Origin of the sequence: Pseudomonas bubulae (assembly GCF_900618535.1) — a bacterium.
GTDB classification, from domain to species: Bacteria; Pseudomonadota; Gammaproteobacteria; order Pseudomonadales; family Pseudomonadaceae; genus Aquipseudomonas; species Aquipseudomonas bubulae.
The window spans coordinates 128,602-144,144 of record NZ_UYJA01000005.1; the positions used below are offsets into that span (position 1 = coordinate 128,602).

At 58.9% G+C, this 15,543-nt stretch carries 16 protein-coding genes; 6 read left to right on the forward strand and 10 right to left on the reverse strand.

The window, feature by feature from the left end; all coding sequences use genetic code 11:
• The first annotated feature begins 30 nt into the window (after positions 1–30).
• From PPTH39_RS17930 to PPTH39_RS17955, 6 genes are all read left to right on the forward strand, one after another.
• Positions 31–303, forward strand: coding sequence for a hypothetical protein (locus tag PPTH39_RS17930; RefSeq protein WP_095000988.1), 273 nt, complete (start codon positions 31–33; stop codon positions 301–303).
• Positions 304–483: 180 nt separating this feature from the next.
• Positions 484–1,116, forward strand: a complete 633-nt coding sequence (locus PPTH39_RS17935) for a TetR family transcriptional regulator (RefSeq protein ID WP_095000987.1) — start codon at positions 484–486, stop codon at positions 1,114–1,116.
• A 161-nt stretch (positions 1,117–1,277) separates the two neighbouring features.
• Positions 1,278–1,778, forward strand: coding sequence for an urease accessory protein UreE (gene ureE / locus PPTH39_RS17940; protein WP_095000986.1), 501 nt, complete (start codon positions 1,278–1,280; stop codon positions 1,776–1,778).
• A complete protein-coding gene (locus PPTH39_RS17945) occupies positions 1,775–2,449 on the forward strand; it encodes an urease accessory protein UreF (RefSeq protein ID WP_095017670.1) in 675 nt (224 codons plus the stop codon). The genes ureE and PPTH39_RS17945 overlap by 4 nt, the downstream gene beginning before the upstream one ends.
• Before the next feature lie 9 nt (positions 2,450–2,458).
• Entirely contained in the window at positions 2,459–3,070 is a 612-nt protein-coding gene (ureG, locus tag PPTH39_RS17950) for an urease accessory protein UreG (protein WP_095000984.1), read from the forward strand.
• A gap of 170 nt (positions 3,071–3,240) precedes the next feature.
• Positions 3,241–4,374 (forward strand): AGE family epimerase/isomerase, encoded by a 1,134-nt coding sequence (locus PPTH39_RS17955; RefSeq protein ID WP_095024338.1) that lies wholly within the window; start codon positions 3,241–3,243, stop codon positions 4,372–4,374.
• Positions 4,375–4,484: 110 nt separating this feature from the next.
• Here PPTH39_RS17955 and PPTH39_RS17960 read toward each other — a convergent pair whose 3' ends face one another.
• The 10 genes from PPTH39_RS17960 to amaB form a co-directional block, all read right to left on the reverse strand.
• Positions 4,485–5,390, reverse strand: coding sequence for a cation diffusion facilitator family transporter (locus tag PPTH39_RS17960; protein ID WP_095000982.1), 906 nt, complete (start codon positions 5,388–5,390; stop codon positions 4,485–4,487).
• Between the two features lie 70 nt (positions 5,391–5,460).
• Positions 5,461–6,228, reverse strand: coding sequence for an SDR family oxidoreductase (locus tag PPTH39_RS17965; RefSeq protein ID WP_130872345.1), 768 nt, complete (start codon positions 6,226–6,228; stop codon positions 5,461–5,463).
• A gap of 811 nt (positions 6,229–7,039) precedes the next feature.
• The gene (locus PPTH39_RS17975; protein WP_095000980.1) at positions 7,040–7,756 is read right to left on the reverse strand and encodes an ABC transporter ATP-binding protein; all 717 of its coding nucleotides are present in this window, start codon (positions 7,754–7,756) and stop codon (positions 7,040–7,042) included.
• Positions 7,753–8,640, reverse strand: a complete 888-nt coding sequence (locus tag PPTH39_RS17980; protein WP_095017673.1) for an ABC transporter ATP-binding protein — start codon at positions 8,638–8,640, stop codon at positions 7,753–7,755. Before PPTH39_RS17980 ends, PPTH39_RS17975 begins: the two co-directional genes overlap by 4 nt.
• A complete protein-coding gene (gene livM, locus PPTH39_RS17985) occupies positions 8,637–9,920 on the reverse strand; it encodes a high-affinity branched-chain amino acid ABC transporter permease LivM (protein WP_095000978.1) in 1,284 nt (427 codons plus the stop codon). The genes PPTH39_RS17980 and livM overlap by 4 nt, the downstream gene beginning before the upstream one ends.
• Positions 9,921–9,922: 2 nt before the next feature.
• Positions 9,923–10,837, reverse strand: coding sequence for an ABC transporter permease subunit (locus PPTH39_RS17990; protein ID WP_095000977.1), 915 nt, complete (start codon positions 10,835–10,837; stop codon positions 9,923–9,925).
• A 9-nt stretch (positions 10,838–10,846) separates the two neighbouring features.
• A complete protein-coding gene (locus tag PPTH39_RS23555; RefSeq protein WP_153327708.1) occupies positions 10,847–11,002 on the reverse strand; it encodes a hypothetical protein in 156 nt (51 codons plus the stop codon).
• A gap of 1 nt (position 11,003) precedes the next feature.
• Positions 11,004–12,140, reverse strand: a complete 1,137-nt coding sequence (locus PPTH39_RS17995) for a branched-chain amino acid ABC transporter substrate-binding protein (RefSeq protein ID WP_095000976.1) — start codon at positions 12,138–12,140, stop codon at positions 11,004–11,006.
• A 363-nt stretch (positions 12,141–12,503) separates the two neighbouring features.
• Positions 12,504–13,787: an L-pipecolate oxidase gene (amaA, locus tag PPTH39_RS18000; protein WP_095000975.1), complete on the reverse strand. Its 1,284-nt coding sequence runs from the start codon at positions 13,785–13,787 to the stop codon at positions 12,504–12,506.
• 142 nt (positions 13,788–13,929) lie between these two features.
• On the reverse strand, positions 13,930–15,420 hold the full coding sequence (gene amaB / locus PPTH39_RS18005; RefSeq protein WP_095000974.1) for an L-piperidine-6-carboxylate dehydrogenase: 1,491 nt from the start codon (positions 15,418–15,420) through the stop codon (positions 13,930–13,932).
• Positions 15,421–15,543 lie beyond the last annotated feature (123 nt).

Genomic DNA, 15,543 nt, shown 5'->3' on the forward strand with positions numbered 1-15,543 from the left:
ACTTAGTTGCATTGCTACGGAGCACACACCATGAAACGCCCAGTCCTGTTTGGTCTTTCCCTTTCACTGATGGCCTTCAACGCCTTCGCCATGCCTGCCGATGAAGAGCCGACCCCAATGGCCCAACCAGCATCGAGCTCCTTGAGCCAGCCGCTCAACCCGGTTGCCGAAGACGGCGCACAACGTACCCTGGACCAACAAAACAGCTATGCCGAAGATGGCTACGATCGCACTCCGGGCAGCCAGTTTGTCGCCGAAGGTGGCGCCGATCGTCTGGCAGAACGCAACAAGCATGCGAGCTAAGCCTTTCGCAGGTGTGGGAGCGGGCTTGCTCGCCAATGCATCCCTGCCGCTGATCCGCTAGCCCGCGTAACCTGCATCGCGAGCAAGCCCGCCCCCACACTTTGTGCAGTACACCGTTCGACGTCATCAAAGCCGATTTGCTAGAGTGCGCCGCTGTACTTGTCTGGAATACCAGCCCCGATGCTGCCTCGTGCCGAACAGAAGCAACAAACCCGCCTTGCGCTGATGGATGCTGCCCGCCACTTGATGGAGTCGGGTCGCGGCTTTGGCAGCCTGAGCCTGCGCGAAGTCGCAAAGACCGCTGGCATCGTGCCGACCGGTTTTTATCGCCACTTCAGCGACATGGACCAACTGGGCCTGGCCCTGGTCAGTGAAGTCGGCCAGACCTTTCGTGAAACCATTCGTCTGGTGCGTCACAACGAACTGTTTATGGGCGGTGTGATCAACGCCTCGGTACGAATTTTTCTCGACGTGGTAGAAGCCAACCGCTCGCAGTTTCTGTTTCTGGCCCGCGAGCAATACGGCGGCTCGCAACCGGTTCGCCAGGCCATTGGCGCCCTGCGCGAAGACATCACTTCGGATCTGGCGGCCGACCTTGGCTCCAAGCCCAAGTTAGCGCACCTGAATCATGCCGGCCTTACCGTGATCGCCGATCTGGTGGTCAAAAGCGTATTTGCCGCCTTGCCCGACGTGATCGACCCGCCTGCAGATTCACTGCCCGATCACCTGCAGCCCCAGGCCAAGATCAGTCAGCAACTGCGCTTTATTTTTATCGGGCTCAAGCACTGGAAAGGCCTGGGCAGTACCGAATAATCGCAAGCGCACCCCATTGGTGCGCCGATGCGCAGATTGCGCACTTATATAGAACATCTTCATCTTTCTGCACCCTTTTTGGGCCTGCATTTGCAGCCTCCGACCGGGTTGGCAAGCCCCTTGCTGTGGTTGGAGTAATGTCCATTGCAGGAAGCCTTCCGATGCTGGTGATTCATCGCAGAGTCCAGTCCCACCCCGTGTGGAGCGCCGAGTTACACCTGAACTTCGAAGCCCGCAGCAAAAGTCGCCTGCGTTGTTTCAGCAGCAGCGGCGAAGATGTCGGCCTGTTCCTTGACCGTGGCCAGTCACCGCTGGTCGATGGCGAATTTCTGCAGGCTCAGGACGGACGCATCGTGCGCGTCTGTGCCAGCCCCGAAAAGCTCCTGCATGTCACCTGCTGCAATGCTTTTGAACTGACCCGCGCCGCTTATCACCTGGGCAACCGCCACGTCGCCCTGCAAGTGGGTGATGGCTGGTTACGCCTGCTTGACGACTACGTGCTCAAGGCCATGCTGGAGCAACTGGGTGCCCATATCGAGGCCATCGAAGCTCCGTTTCAGCCCGAATACGGCGCCTATGGCGGTGGCCATCACCACTCCCGTGCGGGCGAAGAGGACTTCAACTACGCCCCGCGGTTGCATCAGTTTGGTGTGCGCTTGTGAACCCGGCCTGGGCGCTCTTGCGCCTGGCCAGCCCGCAGCTGCCCATTGGCGGCTACAGCTATTCCCAGGGGCTGGAAATGGCCGTTGAAAACGGCCGCGTGGCTGACCCGGCCACGGCAGCGCGCTGGATCCGCGATCAATTGCTGCTCAACCTCGCCCGCTTCGAGGCGCCCTTGTTGCTCGCCCACTGTCAGGCCGCAGCGGATCAAGACTGGAACGCTTTGCAGCGTTTGTGTGACGAGCATCGCGCCAGCCGTGAAACCCGAGAACTGCATCAGGAAAGCCGGCAAATGGGGTATTCCCTGCAACAGTTACTCACCGGCTTACCGGAGCTGGACGAGCCCGCACGCGAGTTTCTCGCACAACAGGCCGAGCCCCATCTGGCGCTGGGCTGGGCATTGGCCGCACGCGCCTGGGGCATCGACCCACAGGACGCATTGGCCGCCTGGCTCTGGAGCTGGCTGGAAAACCAGTTGGCCGTGCTGATGAAAACCCTGCCCCTGGGCCAGCAAGCGGCCCAGCGCATGACCAGCGAACTGTCGGCTGCGTTGCAGCAGGCCCAGCAACACGCCAGTAGCCTCCACTTATCCCACATTGGCAGTGCCGCTTTCGGCCTGTCTTTGGCGAGCATGGCCCACGAGCGCCAGTACAGCCGCCTGTTTCGTTCCTAGGAGAAAGCAATGAACACACAGCCTTTGCGTGTTGGCATCGGTGGCCCGGTAGGCTCCGGCAAAACTGCGCTCACCCTGGCCCTGTGCCTGGCCCTGCGGGAAAAGTACAACCTGGCCGTCGTCACCAACGATATCTACACCCGTGAAGATGCTGACTTTCTGGTGCGCAATGAGGCGCTGGCGCCAGAGCGGATCATCGGTGTAGAAACCGGCGGCTGCCCGCACACAGCGATTCGTGAAGATGCGTCGATCAACCTGGAGGCTGTGGATCAGTTGAACCGACGCTTTCCCGGCCTTGACCTGATTCTGGTGGAATCGGGTGGGGATAACTTGTCGGCCACCTTCAGCCCGGAGCTGTCCGACCTGACCATTTACGTGATCGACGTGTCCGCCGGGGACAAGTTGCCGCGCAAGGGCGGGCCGGGGATCTGCAAATCAGACCTGCTGGTGATCAACAAAATCGACCTTGCGCCGCTGGTGGGCGCATCGCTGGAACTGATGGACAGCGACACCAAGCGCATGCGCGGTGCAAAACCCTTTGTGTTCAGCAACCAGAAGACCGGACATGGCCTGGACACCATCGTGGCGTTTATTGAGCGTCAGGGATTGTTGATCCAATAGCGGTGAAATCATCTGTGGGAGCGAGCCTGCTCGCGATGGCCGCGACGGGGTACATCAGAAAAACGCAGCGATGCCATCGCGAGCAGGCTCGCCCCCACAGAGTTGAGATCATCCGGGGAATCACGGTGTATCATGTCGCGCAATCGCCCCAGCCGTGACGACACCCACCGATGCCTGATGTAGCCAGCTCCGACTTCCCGCTTGAACTGACCGCCCAATTTGCGGCAGTACAGCAGCATTTTCGCCAGGTCATCGTGCCGCTCTGGCAAGGCCCCGGCTGGAATGCCGAACTCGCACTGCCCTTCGAAGCCTTGAGCCCCACGCACCAGCCGCTGCCACCCCAGCGCTATCGAGCCATGGCTTGCGCACGGCAGCTGTACCTGTTCGCCAGCCTGATCGACGACCCGGCGTTCCCCGGTGCCGCCGAACGCGCTGCTGAACTGTTCCGCTCGCTGCACCTGCATTTTCATGACGCCGAGCACGGTGGCTGGTTCTACAGCATCGGCCCCGATGGCGCGCCGCTGGATCAACGCAAAGACCTCTACACCCACGCCTTTATCATCTTTGCCTGTGCCCATTACTGGGCGAAAGTGCGCGAACCACAAGTGGCGTCGGCGCTCAATGGCGCACTGGCAGTGGTGGCTGAACGTTTCAATGACGGCAACGGCCTGTATGAAGCCAGCCTGGAGCGGGATTGGTCGCCACTGGGCAGCGGCCCGCTGCAAAACCCGTTGATGCACTTGGCCGAAGCGTTCCTGGCCACTTTGTCGGTACGTGACGATAAGCCAGTGCAGACGGCCTTGCTGGCCCTGGCCGAGGGTATGCAACAGCGCTTTATCGAGCCTGTGCATAACGTCATGCTGGAAAAACCGCTCGGAGCTGTGGATAACTGGTTTGAACCGGGGCATCAATTCGAGTGGTTCTTTTTGCTGGAGTCTTCGCCACTGCTGCGCCAGACGCCGTTGCACGGTTCGCTGGAGCGGGCGTTCGGGTTTGCCGAGCAGGTGGGGGTCGACCCGCAGAGCGGCGCGGTGTGCGGCATGCTGGCCCCTGATGGCAGCCTGCGCGATGGTACCCAGCGTATCTGGGCACAGGCCGAGTACCTGCGCGCCCTGACCTTGCGCCCGAACAGCCAGGCACAGGTGCAGCGTCAATTGCTGGCGCTGCAGCAGAAGTTTCTACATGCCGGTGGCTGGTACGAATGCCGCGATGGCGCGGGCAAGGTCAGCCGCGAGGATATGCCGTCGACCACGCCTTATCATCTGGCCACCTGTTACAGCGGTTTGGTGCAATACCTCAGCTAACACCAACAGCTGTGGGAGCGGGCTTGCTCGCGATGGCATCACCGAAACAGTCCTGACAAACCGCGCCGCCTGAATCGCGAGCAAGCCCGCTCCCACCACTCAAGGCTGGCTCAGGCAATCCACTTACGATCACCGGTAAAGCTGATGGTCAGCCAGCGCGCACTGTCCGCGGCACCCAGCAACCCGGAGATCTCTTCGCGCAGTGCATCAAGGGTCTTCACGCTGGTCAGTGGATAACCTGCCGGCAACACGATATGAATCTCTATAAACCGTGCCCGCCCGTGCTTCTGCACATAGGTTTTGTAGCCTTCAAAACCATGCCGCGCCGACATTTCCTCGAGCACATCCCGCACCTTGTCATCCAGCGCATCCGGGACAATCCCGAGCACATCACGCAAGGCCGGCTTGAGGATCTTGAACGCCGGCGCAAGCATGCTCAGCGCCAGCAAAATCAGGATCGCCGGGTCAACATAAGCAGCCCACTGTGCATAACCCTGCTGCTTCAACAGCAACGCCGTGACAAAACTTATCAACAGCCCCACCGACAACATGGCATCCACCAGCCAGCTGACATTATCGAACTGGATAAGGGTTGACTTGAGCTTGCGATTTTTGCGCTTTACCCAGAAGTAGTAGGCAAATTCAACAACGGTGAACACCGCCGCATAGACGATCACCAGCCCCAGTTCGATATCACGCCCGCCATTGATAATGCCGAACACGCCATTGAGAAAGGCGTAGATCGCAATCAACAACAGGAAGCTGCCTTCAATCAGCAGCACCATGGGCTCAAGGTGCCAAAAACCGAACTGGAAACGCTGGTTGCTTTCCTTGGCGATCAGTTGCGCCGTAATCAGCATCAGCACTTTGATAAAAGTCGCGATCAGAGAGAAAAACCCATCGAACATGATGGATTCGGAACCCGAAATAAAACCCGTCACGATGCCGGCAATGGCCACCGCGAACATTAGAACGGTCGATTGCTTGAGCAGTTTCTGCTCACCACGGTTACTCACACAAACTCCTTTTCAGCCCGATTGAATGCGACCCCCTCAGGAGGTCGCAGGTGGGCTGCCAGGGGTGAGTTTACTCCTTGGCGTGGCGCTCGATGGCAAAACCGCTCCAGGACTGCGTGACGGGCATCAGCTCAAGGCGGTTGATGTTGACGTGGGCCGGAGTATTGAGCACCCAGAAAATGGTCTCGGCGATGTCTTCTGGCTGAATCGGTTCGGCGCCCTGATAGGTCGCGTCGTAGCGAGCCTTGTCGCCGCCAAAGCGCACCATCGAGAACTCGCTCTCGCACAGGCCCGGCTCAACGTTGCTGACCCGCACGCCCGTGCCCTGCAAATCGCAGCGCAGGTTCAGGGAGAACTGTTTTACAAACGCCTTGGTACCGCCATACACATGGCTGCCGGGGTAAGGATAACTACCCGCGATGGAACCCAGGTTAACGATCCCGGCACCACGGCCGTAGGCAATCAGTCGTGGCAACAGCAGGCGGGTGGTGTAGAGCAGGCCCTTGATATTGGTGTCGACCATGGTCTCCCAATCGTCGAGGTCGCATTTGGGCGCAGGGTCGGTACCCAGGGCCAGGCCCGCGTTGTTGATAAGCCCACGCAATCTGCTGAACGAAGGTGGCAAACCGGCAATCGCCGCTTCCATCGCGGCACGGTCGCGCACATCCACCACCAGGCCGTGTACTTCGGTTTGCTTGGATAACTCTTCGCACAATGCTTTCAAACGGTCTTCGCGTCGCCCCGTCAACACCAGTTTCCAGCCTGCCTGTGCAAACTTGCGTGCACATGCTTCACCAAATCCGGAAGTCGCGCCCGTAATAAACAGGGTGGAAGTCATCATGTTCTCCTTGGCTGGCGGGCATCGGCCGCCGTTGAATTGGACGTTGAGCAGAATGCCCCGGCTAGCGTTCAGCGGCAACCTGCGGTGTTTTCGCAACAAGTCTGTACAAAAAACAACCAGCACGCGACAAGCCACGACGAACAAGGGCTGGAGCCAGATGCGCTCACCTTATCCACAGGCCCGTCCACAGTCTTTGGGGGCAACTCCAAAAAGCGCAAAGCCCCGATCCACAAGGGATAGAGAGCATCGGTAAGACTTTTTTACTTGACCCGGGCACACCCCGCATGCAGACGCCCCAAAAAGGTGCAACCGTGGAAAATCCGCCAGATAGCCAGAGGCCAGTAATTACGCTGCCTGGAGCATTCTTTCCAGAGTTTAACCACAGACTTATCCACAGGTTAGTCATTATTTCCAGACGCTCTTTACACCCGTACAAACCTGTTGACAAATCGGCGCAACGGCTGCGCAAAAGCCGCTGGTCGAAAAATAACCACCCAGCTGGACACCTTGTAAATAAAGGGCTACAGCCAACTACTCCCACGTTACCCACAGCCACCTCCACAGCAAACGGGGACAAGTCAAAATGATGACAAAACAGGTAATTGCAGCGGCTTTATGTCGCGCTTTCACAGCGTTGTAATATTGTTTTCCACAATTTGCGGCGAGGGCGGGCGGGGTGGAATTGTCTGACAAAAAGACATGTGGGAGCGAGCCTGCTCGCGATGGGATCGACGCGGTGATTCAAACAAACCGCAGTGATGCCATCGCGAGCAGGCTCGCTCCCACACAGAGAGATGTGAAATGCCTGTTAATGCCCGCCCAAATAAGCGTTACGCACCTCCTCGTTACTCAGCAGTTCCTTGCCGGTGCCGGTCAGACGGATTTCACCGTTGACCATTACATAGGCCCGGTCCGACAACCGCAGGGCATGGTTGGCGTTCTGCTCCACCAGAAAGATGGTCATGCCAGTGCCTGCCAGCTCCCGCAGCGTGGCAAAAATCTGCTTCACCACAATCGGTGCCAACCCCAGGCTGGGCTCATCCAGCAACAGCAGCTTGGGCCGGCTCATCAGCGCTCGGGCAATGGCGAGCATTTGCTGTTCGCCACCCGACATGGTCATGGCCCGCTGATTGCGCCGCTCCAGGAGCCGGGGGAACAACTCGAACATGCGCTGCATGTCTTCGTCGGCATATTTGTCGCCAATGGGGATGGTGCCCATCAGCAGGTTTTCTTCCACCGACATGTCCGGAAACACGCGACGGCCTTCCGGCGACTGGGCGATACCGTTGGAGGCGATGTAGTGCGAGGACTTGTGGGTAATGTCCACACCCTGGTAGATAATTTGCCCGCCGCTGGCCCGGGGCTGGCCAAAAATCGACATCAGCAACGTGGATTTGCCCGCACCGTTGGAGCCGATCAGGCTTACCGTTTCGCCCTCCTCAATATGCATCGAGACTTTTTTCAGGGCCTGGATCGGCCCGTAGTGAACGTCCAGTTCCTTGAGCTCGAGGATCGTGCCCGTCATATCAGCTCCTCTTCGTCTGCGCCAAGGTAGGCCGCAATCACTTTGGGGTCGTTGCGGATGGCCTCAGGCCCGCCTTCGGCAATCACGTTGCCGTGGTCGAGCACCACGATGTGATCGGAAATGCTCATGACCATGCCCATGTCGTGCTCGATCAACACCACCGTCAGGTCGTGTTCGTCGCGCAGCAGGCGGATCATCCCGCTCAACGCTTCGGTTTCCTGCGGGTTGAGGCCTGCCGCCGGTTCGTCCAGGCAGATGATTTGCGGCCGCGTACACATGGCCCGGGCAATCTCCAGGCGTCGCTGCTGGCCATAGGACAACTCACCGGCCAGGCGATTGGCACAGTCCACCAGGTCAACCACCTCCAGCCAGTAGAAGGCATGATCCAGCGCATCGCTTTCAGCCTTGCGATAGCCCTTGGTATTGAGGATGCCGGCGAGCATGTTGCGGTTGACCCACATATGCTGGGCCACCAGCAGGTTTTCCAGTACCGACATTTCCTTGAACAGGCGGATATTCTGGAACGTGCGCGCCAGACCCGAGCGGTTGACCAGATGTGTTCCGCCGAACATTTTGTAATACAGCCGGCTGGCAAACGCCTTGGGCGATACAAAGTCGCTCAGCCTGAACGGCTCCCCCAGTAGCTTGATCACGTTGGTACGAGTACCGCGGGCATTGAGTTCGATCCTGCCGCCGCTGGCTTTGTAAAAGCCGGTCAAGCAGTTGAACACTGTGGTTTTACCGGCACCGTTGGGGCCGATCAGGGCAAAGATCGAGTTGCGTTTGACCTTGAGGCTGACATCACTCAGGGCCTTGATCCCGCCAAAGTGCATCATCAGTTTGTCGACCGAGAGCACCACGTCGTCTTTTGACAATTCGCTCATGGCGCAACCCCCTTGCGTGGCGCAACTCCGACACGGCTGATGCGGATCAGGCCTCGCGGTCGCCAGATCATCATCAACACCATCAACACACCAAACAGCAGCACCCGGTACTCGGCAAAGCTGCGCAACAGTTCAGGAGCCACCGTCAGCACGAATGCGGCGATCACCACGCCCACTGTCGAGCCCATGCCGCCGAGCACCACAATGGCGAGGATCAGCGCCGACTCGAAGAAGGTGAACGAGGAAGGGTTAACAAAACCCTGGTAGCTGGCAAAGAACACCCCGGCCAGGCCAGCCGTGGAGGCACCAATGGTGAACGCCGACAGCTTGACCAGCACATGGTTGAGGCCCATGGAACGGCAGGCAATTTCGTCTTCGCGCAGCGCTTCCCAGGCGCGGCCGATCGGCATGCGGGTCAGGCGGTGCTTGATGTACAACACCAGCAGCACCACCAGAAACAGCACGATATAGATAAACAGGAACTTGATATTGGGGTTGTATTCCAGGCCGAAGAACTCATGAAATGGCACCCCGCCATCTTTCGCGCGCCGGCCGAACTCCAGGCCGAAAAAGGTCGGCGATGGCACCGGCATGCCATTTGGCCCGCCGGTAAACGACAGCCAGTTGTTGAGGATCAGACGGATGATTTCACCAAAGCCCAGGGTCACGATGGCCAGGTAGTCACCGTGCATGCGCAACACCGGAAACCCCAGAATGCATCCCGCCATCGCCGCCGCAATGGCCGCCAGCGGCAGCACCGTCCAGAAACCCAGCCCCAGGTATTGATAGCCCAGCGCCAGACCATAAGCGCCGATGGCATAGAACGCCACATACCCCAGGTCGAGCAACCCCGCCAGGCCAACCACGATATTCAGCCCCAGGCCCAGCAGCACGTAAATCAGCCCAAGGATGACCACGGTCAGAATGTATTTATTGGCGAAAAACGGAAACACGATGGCAATCACGATCAGCAACGGCACGATCCAGCGCAGCCGCGACTTGTAGTCCGGTGCCAGCACATGCACGCCCGAGCCTGTGGACTCAAAGCCCTGCAGGATTTTCAGCCCTTTGGCAGTCTGTAAAAACAGGCTCAGGGCAAAGCGCCCGACCATCACGATAGCCACCAGCCAGCCTACCCGGGCCGGTTGCAGGTTGAAGCTGTAACCGTCGAGCACCACCCCTACGATGGGCCCGAACACAATCAATGAAATCAACCCGGCCAGGATCGAGTCGACTACGCTTTTTTTGATATCAATCGGTTTATTAATGGCTACAGACATACTTACACCTTCGCCACGAGAGGACGACCCAGCAGGCCTTGAGGACGGAAAATCAGAATCAGCACCAGCAGTGAGAAACTGAATACATCCTTGTAATCCGAGTTAATCAACCCGGCAAAAAGCGACTCGGAAATACCTAGGATGATCCCGCCGAGCATGGCCCCCGGCAGTGAACCGATGCCGCCGAGCACCGCTGCGGTGAAGGCCTTGATCCCGATGATGAAACCGGCATAGAAGTCGAACGTGCCGTAGTTCATGGTAATCAGCACACCGGCCAGCGCGGCCATGGCGGCACCGATCACGAACACGTAGGAAATCACCCGGTCGGTATTGATCCCCAGGATCGACGCCATCTTGCGATCCTGCTGGGTGGCGCGGCACATGCGGCCCAGCTTGGTGTACTTGATGATGTAAGTAAGCAGGCCCATGCCCACAAAGGCGGCGAGCAGAATAAAGACTTTGGTGTAGGTCAGCTGTACGAAGCCTGAGCCGATATCGACCCGCCACGCCCCGCTAAGTAACGTCGGCACGCCCTGCTGACGTGAGCCTTGGGCGATTTGCACATAGTTCTGCAGGATAAGGGAGATACCAATGGCGCTAATCAGCGGCGCCAACCGTGTGGAATTGCGCAGCGGCTTGTAGGCCACGCGCTCGATCACCCAGCCATACACGCCCGTGACCACCACCGTGAAAATAAGGGTGCCCAACATCAACAACGGGAAGGATTCGATACCGAAGTATGCCAACAGAGCCAGACTGATCGCCGCGAGGTAAGCAGAGATCATGTACACCTCGCCGTGGGCGAAGTTGATCATGCCGATGATGCCGTAGACCATTGTGTAGCCGATGGCGATCAGGCCGTAGACAGACCCGAGGGTCAGGCCGTTCAGCAGTTGCTGTAGGAAAATACCATCCATAACGCAATCTCACGCACTGGAGCCTTTGCGCAGACGCAAGCCATCCACGCCGTCACAGGACAGCTTGGCTGGCAGGGTGTGCGCGACTCCTGGAAAAGAAGACAGGTGGTGCAGATCCATCCCTACCTGATGCCCGCCGAAGCTGGCATCAGGTAGGTGACTCATCTCACTTCTGTTTTTCCAGTTGGTGATATTTACCGTCTTTGTCCCACTGGTACATAACGTAGTCGGAGACTTTAAGGTCACCTTTGCTGTCCCAGGCTTTCTCACCCATCACGGTTTTAACCGGGTTGGCCTTGAGCCACTTGGCAGCATCTTCACCCTTGTTGGATTTGGCGCCGGCAAAGGCGTCAGCCAGGGCCTGGACCGAAGCATAGGCGTACAGGGTGTAGCCCTCTGGTTCGGTGCCAGCCTTACGGAACTCTTCAACTACCACCTTGCTGTCTGGCAACAGGCGCGGGTCGGCACCGAAGGTCATATAAACGCCGTCAACGTACTGCGGGCCGCCTGCGGTGGTAACCAGTTCGTCGGTGACCACACCATCATCGGACATGAACTTCACATCCTTGAGGCCTTGCTCACGCAGTTGGCGTACCAGCGGGCCGGCTTCCGGGTGCAGGCCACCGAAATACACGACGTCAGCTCCGTTGGAGCGGATTTTGGTCACCACGGCACTGAAGTCTTTTTCGCCCCGGGTCAGGCCTTCGTACAGCACAGGGGTCACGCCGCGCTTGATCAGTTGCGCCTTGGTGGCGTCCGCCAGGCCCTGACCATAGGTGTCCTTGTCGTGCAGAACGGCCACTTTCTTGCCTTTGAGCACATCAACTATGTAATCCGCCGCCACAATGCCCTGCTGGTCATCGCGACCACACATGCGGAACATCGCGCTCAGGCCACGCTCGGTCACCGCCGGGTTGGTGGAGCCAGGAGTGATCGCAATCACACCGGCATCGGCGTACACCTCAGACGCCGGAATGGTCGATGAAGAACAGAAGTGCCCTACTACACCGGCCACTTTGTCCTGGTCGACCAAACGGTTGGCGACGGCTACGGCCTGTTTCGGCTCGCAGGCATCGTCCCCGGCCACCAGAACGATCTTCTCGCCGTTGACCCCACCGGCGGCGTTGATCTTGTCTGCCGCTGCCTTGGCACCCTTCATGTACTGTTCGCCAAAAGCTGCGTTGGCGCCAGTCATCGGGCCCGCAACACCAATTTTCAGATCAGCCTGAACAAACGAAGAAACGCCCAATGCAGCTGCTACGGCGAGGGCCAGAAAACCTTTCTTGTAGAACGTCTGCGACATGAGGTGGTGCTCCTGAGGTTTTATTAGATGGCACTTCGACTTCACCTAAAGCGCTGAGCAAGCCGCGTGCCATTGGCTTTTTATTCTTAAAAAAGTCGTTCTATTGTTGTTATATCGACTGTTTCGAGCCCATTTTCATTGGGCGTGCAACCGTCTAAACCGAGGAAGGTAAAACCGCTATGTTTCTACAGGCGCCACCTGCCGCAGCCGGGATTGCAACCAGGTTGCCCCGGGTTGCGCAAACGTCCTGTAACCACTTGCGTCACCGAACTGCACACTCTCGGTGCAGGACTGCTACAGGCCGCACCACTTAAGGCTAGCCGCTGCCAGGCAAAACGTCGGGGCGCCCAGAAAAAAACCGCGTCAGATCACAATTCTTAAACATTGGCCGGCGTGATACAGCGAAAAACCGGCTTCGTATAAACAACTGCGCAACCCCGTGCCAGACAGCGGCCGCATCGGTGCAAAGGGGATTGGCAAGGCCTTGGCATCGCCACTGCACAAATAGTCGGCAAAGGCCTTGCCGACCACGCTGCCTGTGGTTACACCGCGACCGTTATAGCCGGTGACTGCCACCAAACCGGGCGCCGGTTCAAATAAGCGCATCAGATGATCGGGCGTAAATGCGATGCAGCCCGTCCAGGTGCATTCCCATTCCACGCCCTTGAGGTACGGGAAATAATGCTGCTGCACGCGGTCGGCCCAGGCCTTGAGAAACCACGCAGGCTTCTGATTGCCGTTGCCTAGGCTGCCGAGCAGTAAACGGCCGTCGGCATCGCGACGGATACTGCTCAATACCTGGCGGGTGTCCCACGACCCTTGGCCGCCTGGCAAGATTCGCGCTGCGCTGGCGTCGGTCAGAGGTTTGGAGGCGACCTGGTAGTAATAACCGGGGAAAAAGTTACGTCGCAAGTCAGTCCACTCGCCTTCGGTGTAGGCATTGGACGCCAGCACCACCTGCTCTGCACTTACCGCACCGTGGGCCGTTTGCACTGACCAGCGTGGGCCTTGGCGTTCAAGTCCGGTGACCGGGGAATGATCGAACAGCTGCCCGCCCAGATCACAGGCTGCCTTGGCCAGGCCCGAGGTGTAGGCCATAGGGTTGAGGGTGCCGGCGCGACGGTCGAGCAAGGCGGCGGCGATTTTTGTGGTGCCGGTAGCGGCTTCGCAGGCGGCGCCGGTGAGCAGTTCAACCGGGGCGCCACGGCGCTTCCATTGTTCTTCACGGCTGCGCAAATCGGCTTCGCCACGGGCATTATGGGCCATGTGCAGGGTGCCTTCACGGCGCAACTGGCAGTCGATACGGTATTTGTCGATCAGGCTGAACACCAGTCCCGGGGCGGCACCGAGCATGCGGTTGAGCTGGCTGCCGACAGCCTCGCCGAAACCGGCTTCGATATCGTCGGGCGGTATCCACATCCCGGCATTAACCAATCCTACGTTGCGGCCTGAGCCGCCATGACCGGTGCGATAGGCTTCGAGCACACAGACACTTTTGCCCTGCTCGAGCAAATGGATGGCGGCGGACAAACCGGTGATGCCGGCACCGATCACACACACATCAACGCTCAACTCGCCCTTGAAGGTTGGCGCTTGGGGGCGTTGGGGGGTAAGGGTTTCCCACAGACATTGTTCTTGTAAAGGCATTGCCAAGCTCCAGAAATGAAACCCAACCAAAATCAAAGCCCCTCACCCTGGCCCTCTCCCGGAGGGAGAGGGGACTAAAGGCAAAAGCAGATCAGCTCCCTCTCCCTCCGGGAGAGGGTTGGGGGTGAGGGCTTGCATCACCTCAATCGAACGTAATCCCTTGCGCCAACGGCAATTCCAGCGAGTAGTTGACGGTATTGGTCTGCCGGCGCATATATCCACGCCATGCATCTGACCCCGACTCGCGACCGCCCCCGGTTTCTTTCTCACCACCAAAGGCACCCCCGATTTCCGCACCGCTGGGCCCGATATTGACGTTGGCAATCCCGCAATCACTGCCAGTGGCCGACATGAATTGCTCGGCCTCGCGCACATCGGTGGTGAAGATGCATGACGACAGCCCCTGCGGCACCGCGTTGTTCAGGCGCAAGGCCTCGGCAAAGTCGCTGTAACCGACCACATACAAAATCGGCGCGAAGGTCTCGCTGCACACCACGTCGCTTTGCTCGGGCATTTCCACAATCGCCGGGGCCACGTAGTAAGCGCCAGGGTACTGGCCTGCCAATTGCCGCTCGCCACCAAATACCCGCCCGCCTTCGCTAAGGGCCTGCTCCAGCGCATCACGCATGTTTTCAAAGCTGCTTTTGTCGATCAGCGGCCCCACCAGATTGCCTTCCAGCGGATGACCGATACGCACTTTGGAGTAGGCCGCCTTGAGCCGGGTGACAATTTCTTCCTTGACCGAGTCATGGGCAATCAGCCGGCGCAGGCTGGTGCAGCGCTGCCCGGCAGTACCGACAGCACTGAACAGAATGGCGCGCACGGCCATGTCCAGGTCGGCACTCGGCGCCAAAATCATCGCATTGTTGCCGCCCAGCTCCAGAATACTGCGGGCAAAGCGTGCGGCGATTTTAGGCGCCACTTCGCGGCCCATGCGCGTGCTGCCGGTGGCACTGATCAGCGCGACTCGCGGATCGTCAACCAGGGCTTCGCCCGCTTCACGACCACCAATCACCACCTGGGCCAGGTACTTGGGCGCGCCCTCAAACGAGCTCAACACACGATCAAACAAGGCCTGACAGGCCAGCGCCGTCAGCGGGGTTTTTTCCGATGGTTTCCAGATCACCGCGTTGCCGCATACCAGCGCCAACGCGGTATTCCACGCCCACACGGCCACCGGAAAGTTGAATGCGCTGATCACACCCACCACACCCAGCGGGTGCCAGGTTTCACGCATATGGTGGCCTGGGCGCTCCGAGGCGATGGTCAAGCCGTAGAGCTGACGCGACAGGCCAACTGCAAAGTCGCAGATGTCGATCATTTCCTGCACTTCGCCCAACCCTTCCTGGGTAATCTTGCCCGCTTCCCATGACACCAGCTCGCCCAGATCGGCCTTGTACTCACGCAGCAAATCGCCGAACTGGCGCACCAGTTCCCCACGACGCGGGGCAGGCACCTTGCGCCATGCCTCGAATGCGTGTTCGGCGCGGGTCACGTGCTGCTCGGCCTCGGCAGCCCCTTCCCAGTGCACCGCACCGATCTGGCTACCGTCAATCGGCGTATACACCGGCTGATTGCCCTGCTGGTACAGCGCGGGGTTCACACCAAGACGATCCAGTAATGCAGCAACCATTGAAGGCACTCCTTGAGCTTTAAAAAATGATTCACAGGCCTTTAGTTGTAGCTGGCTGGCATGGCGGCAACAAACGACCTTTAAGCGAGATATCATTCCGAAAATTCATGCTGCACTGGTAAC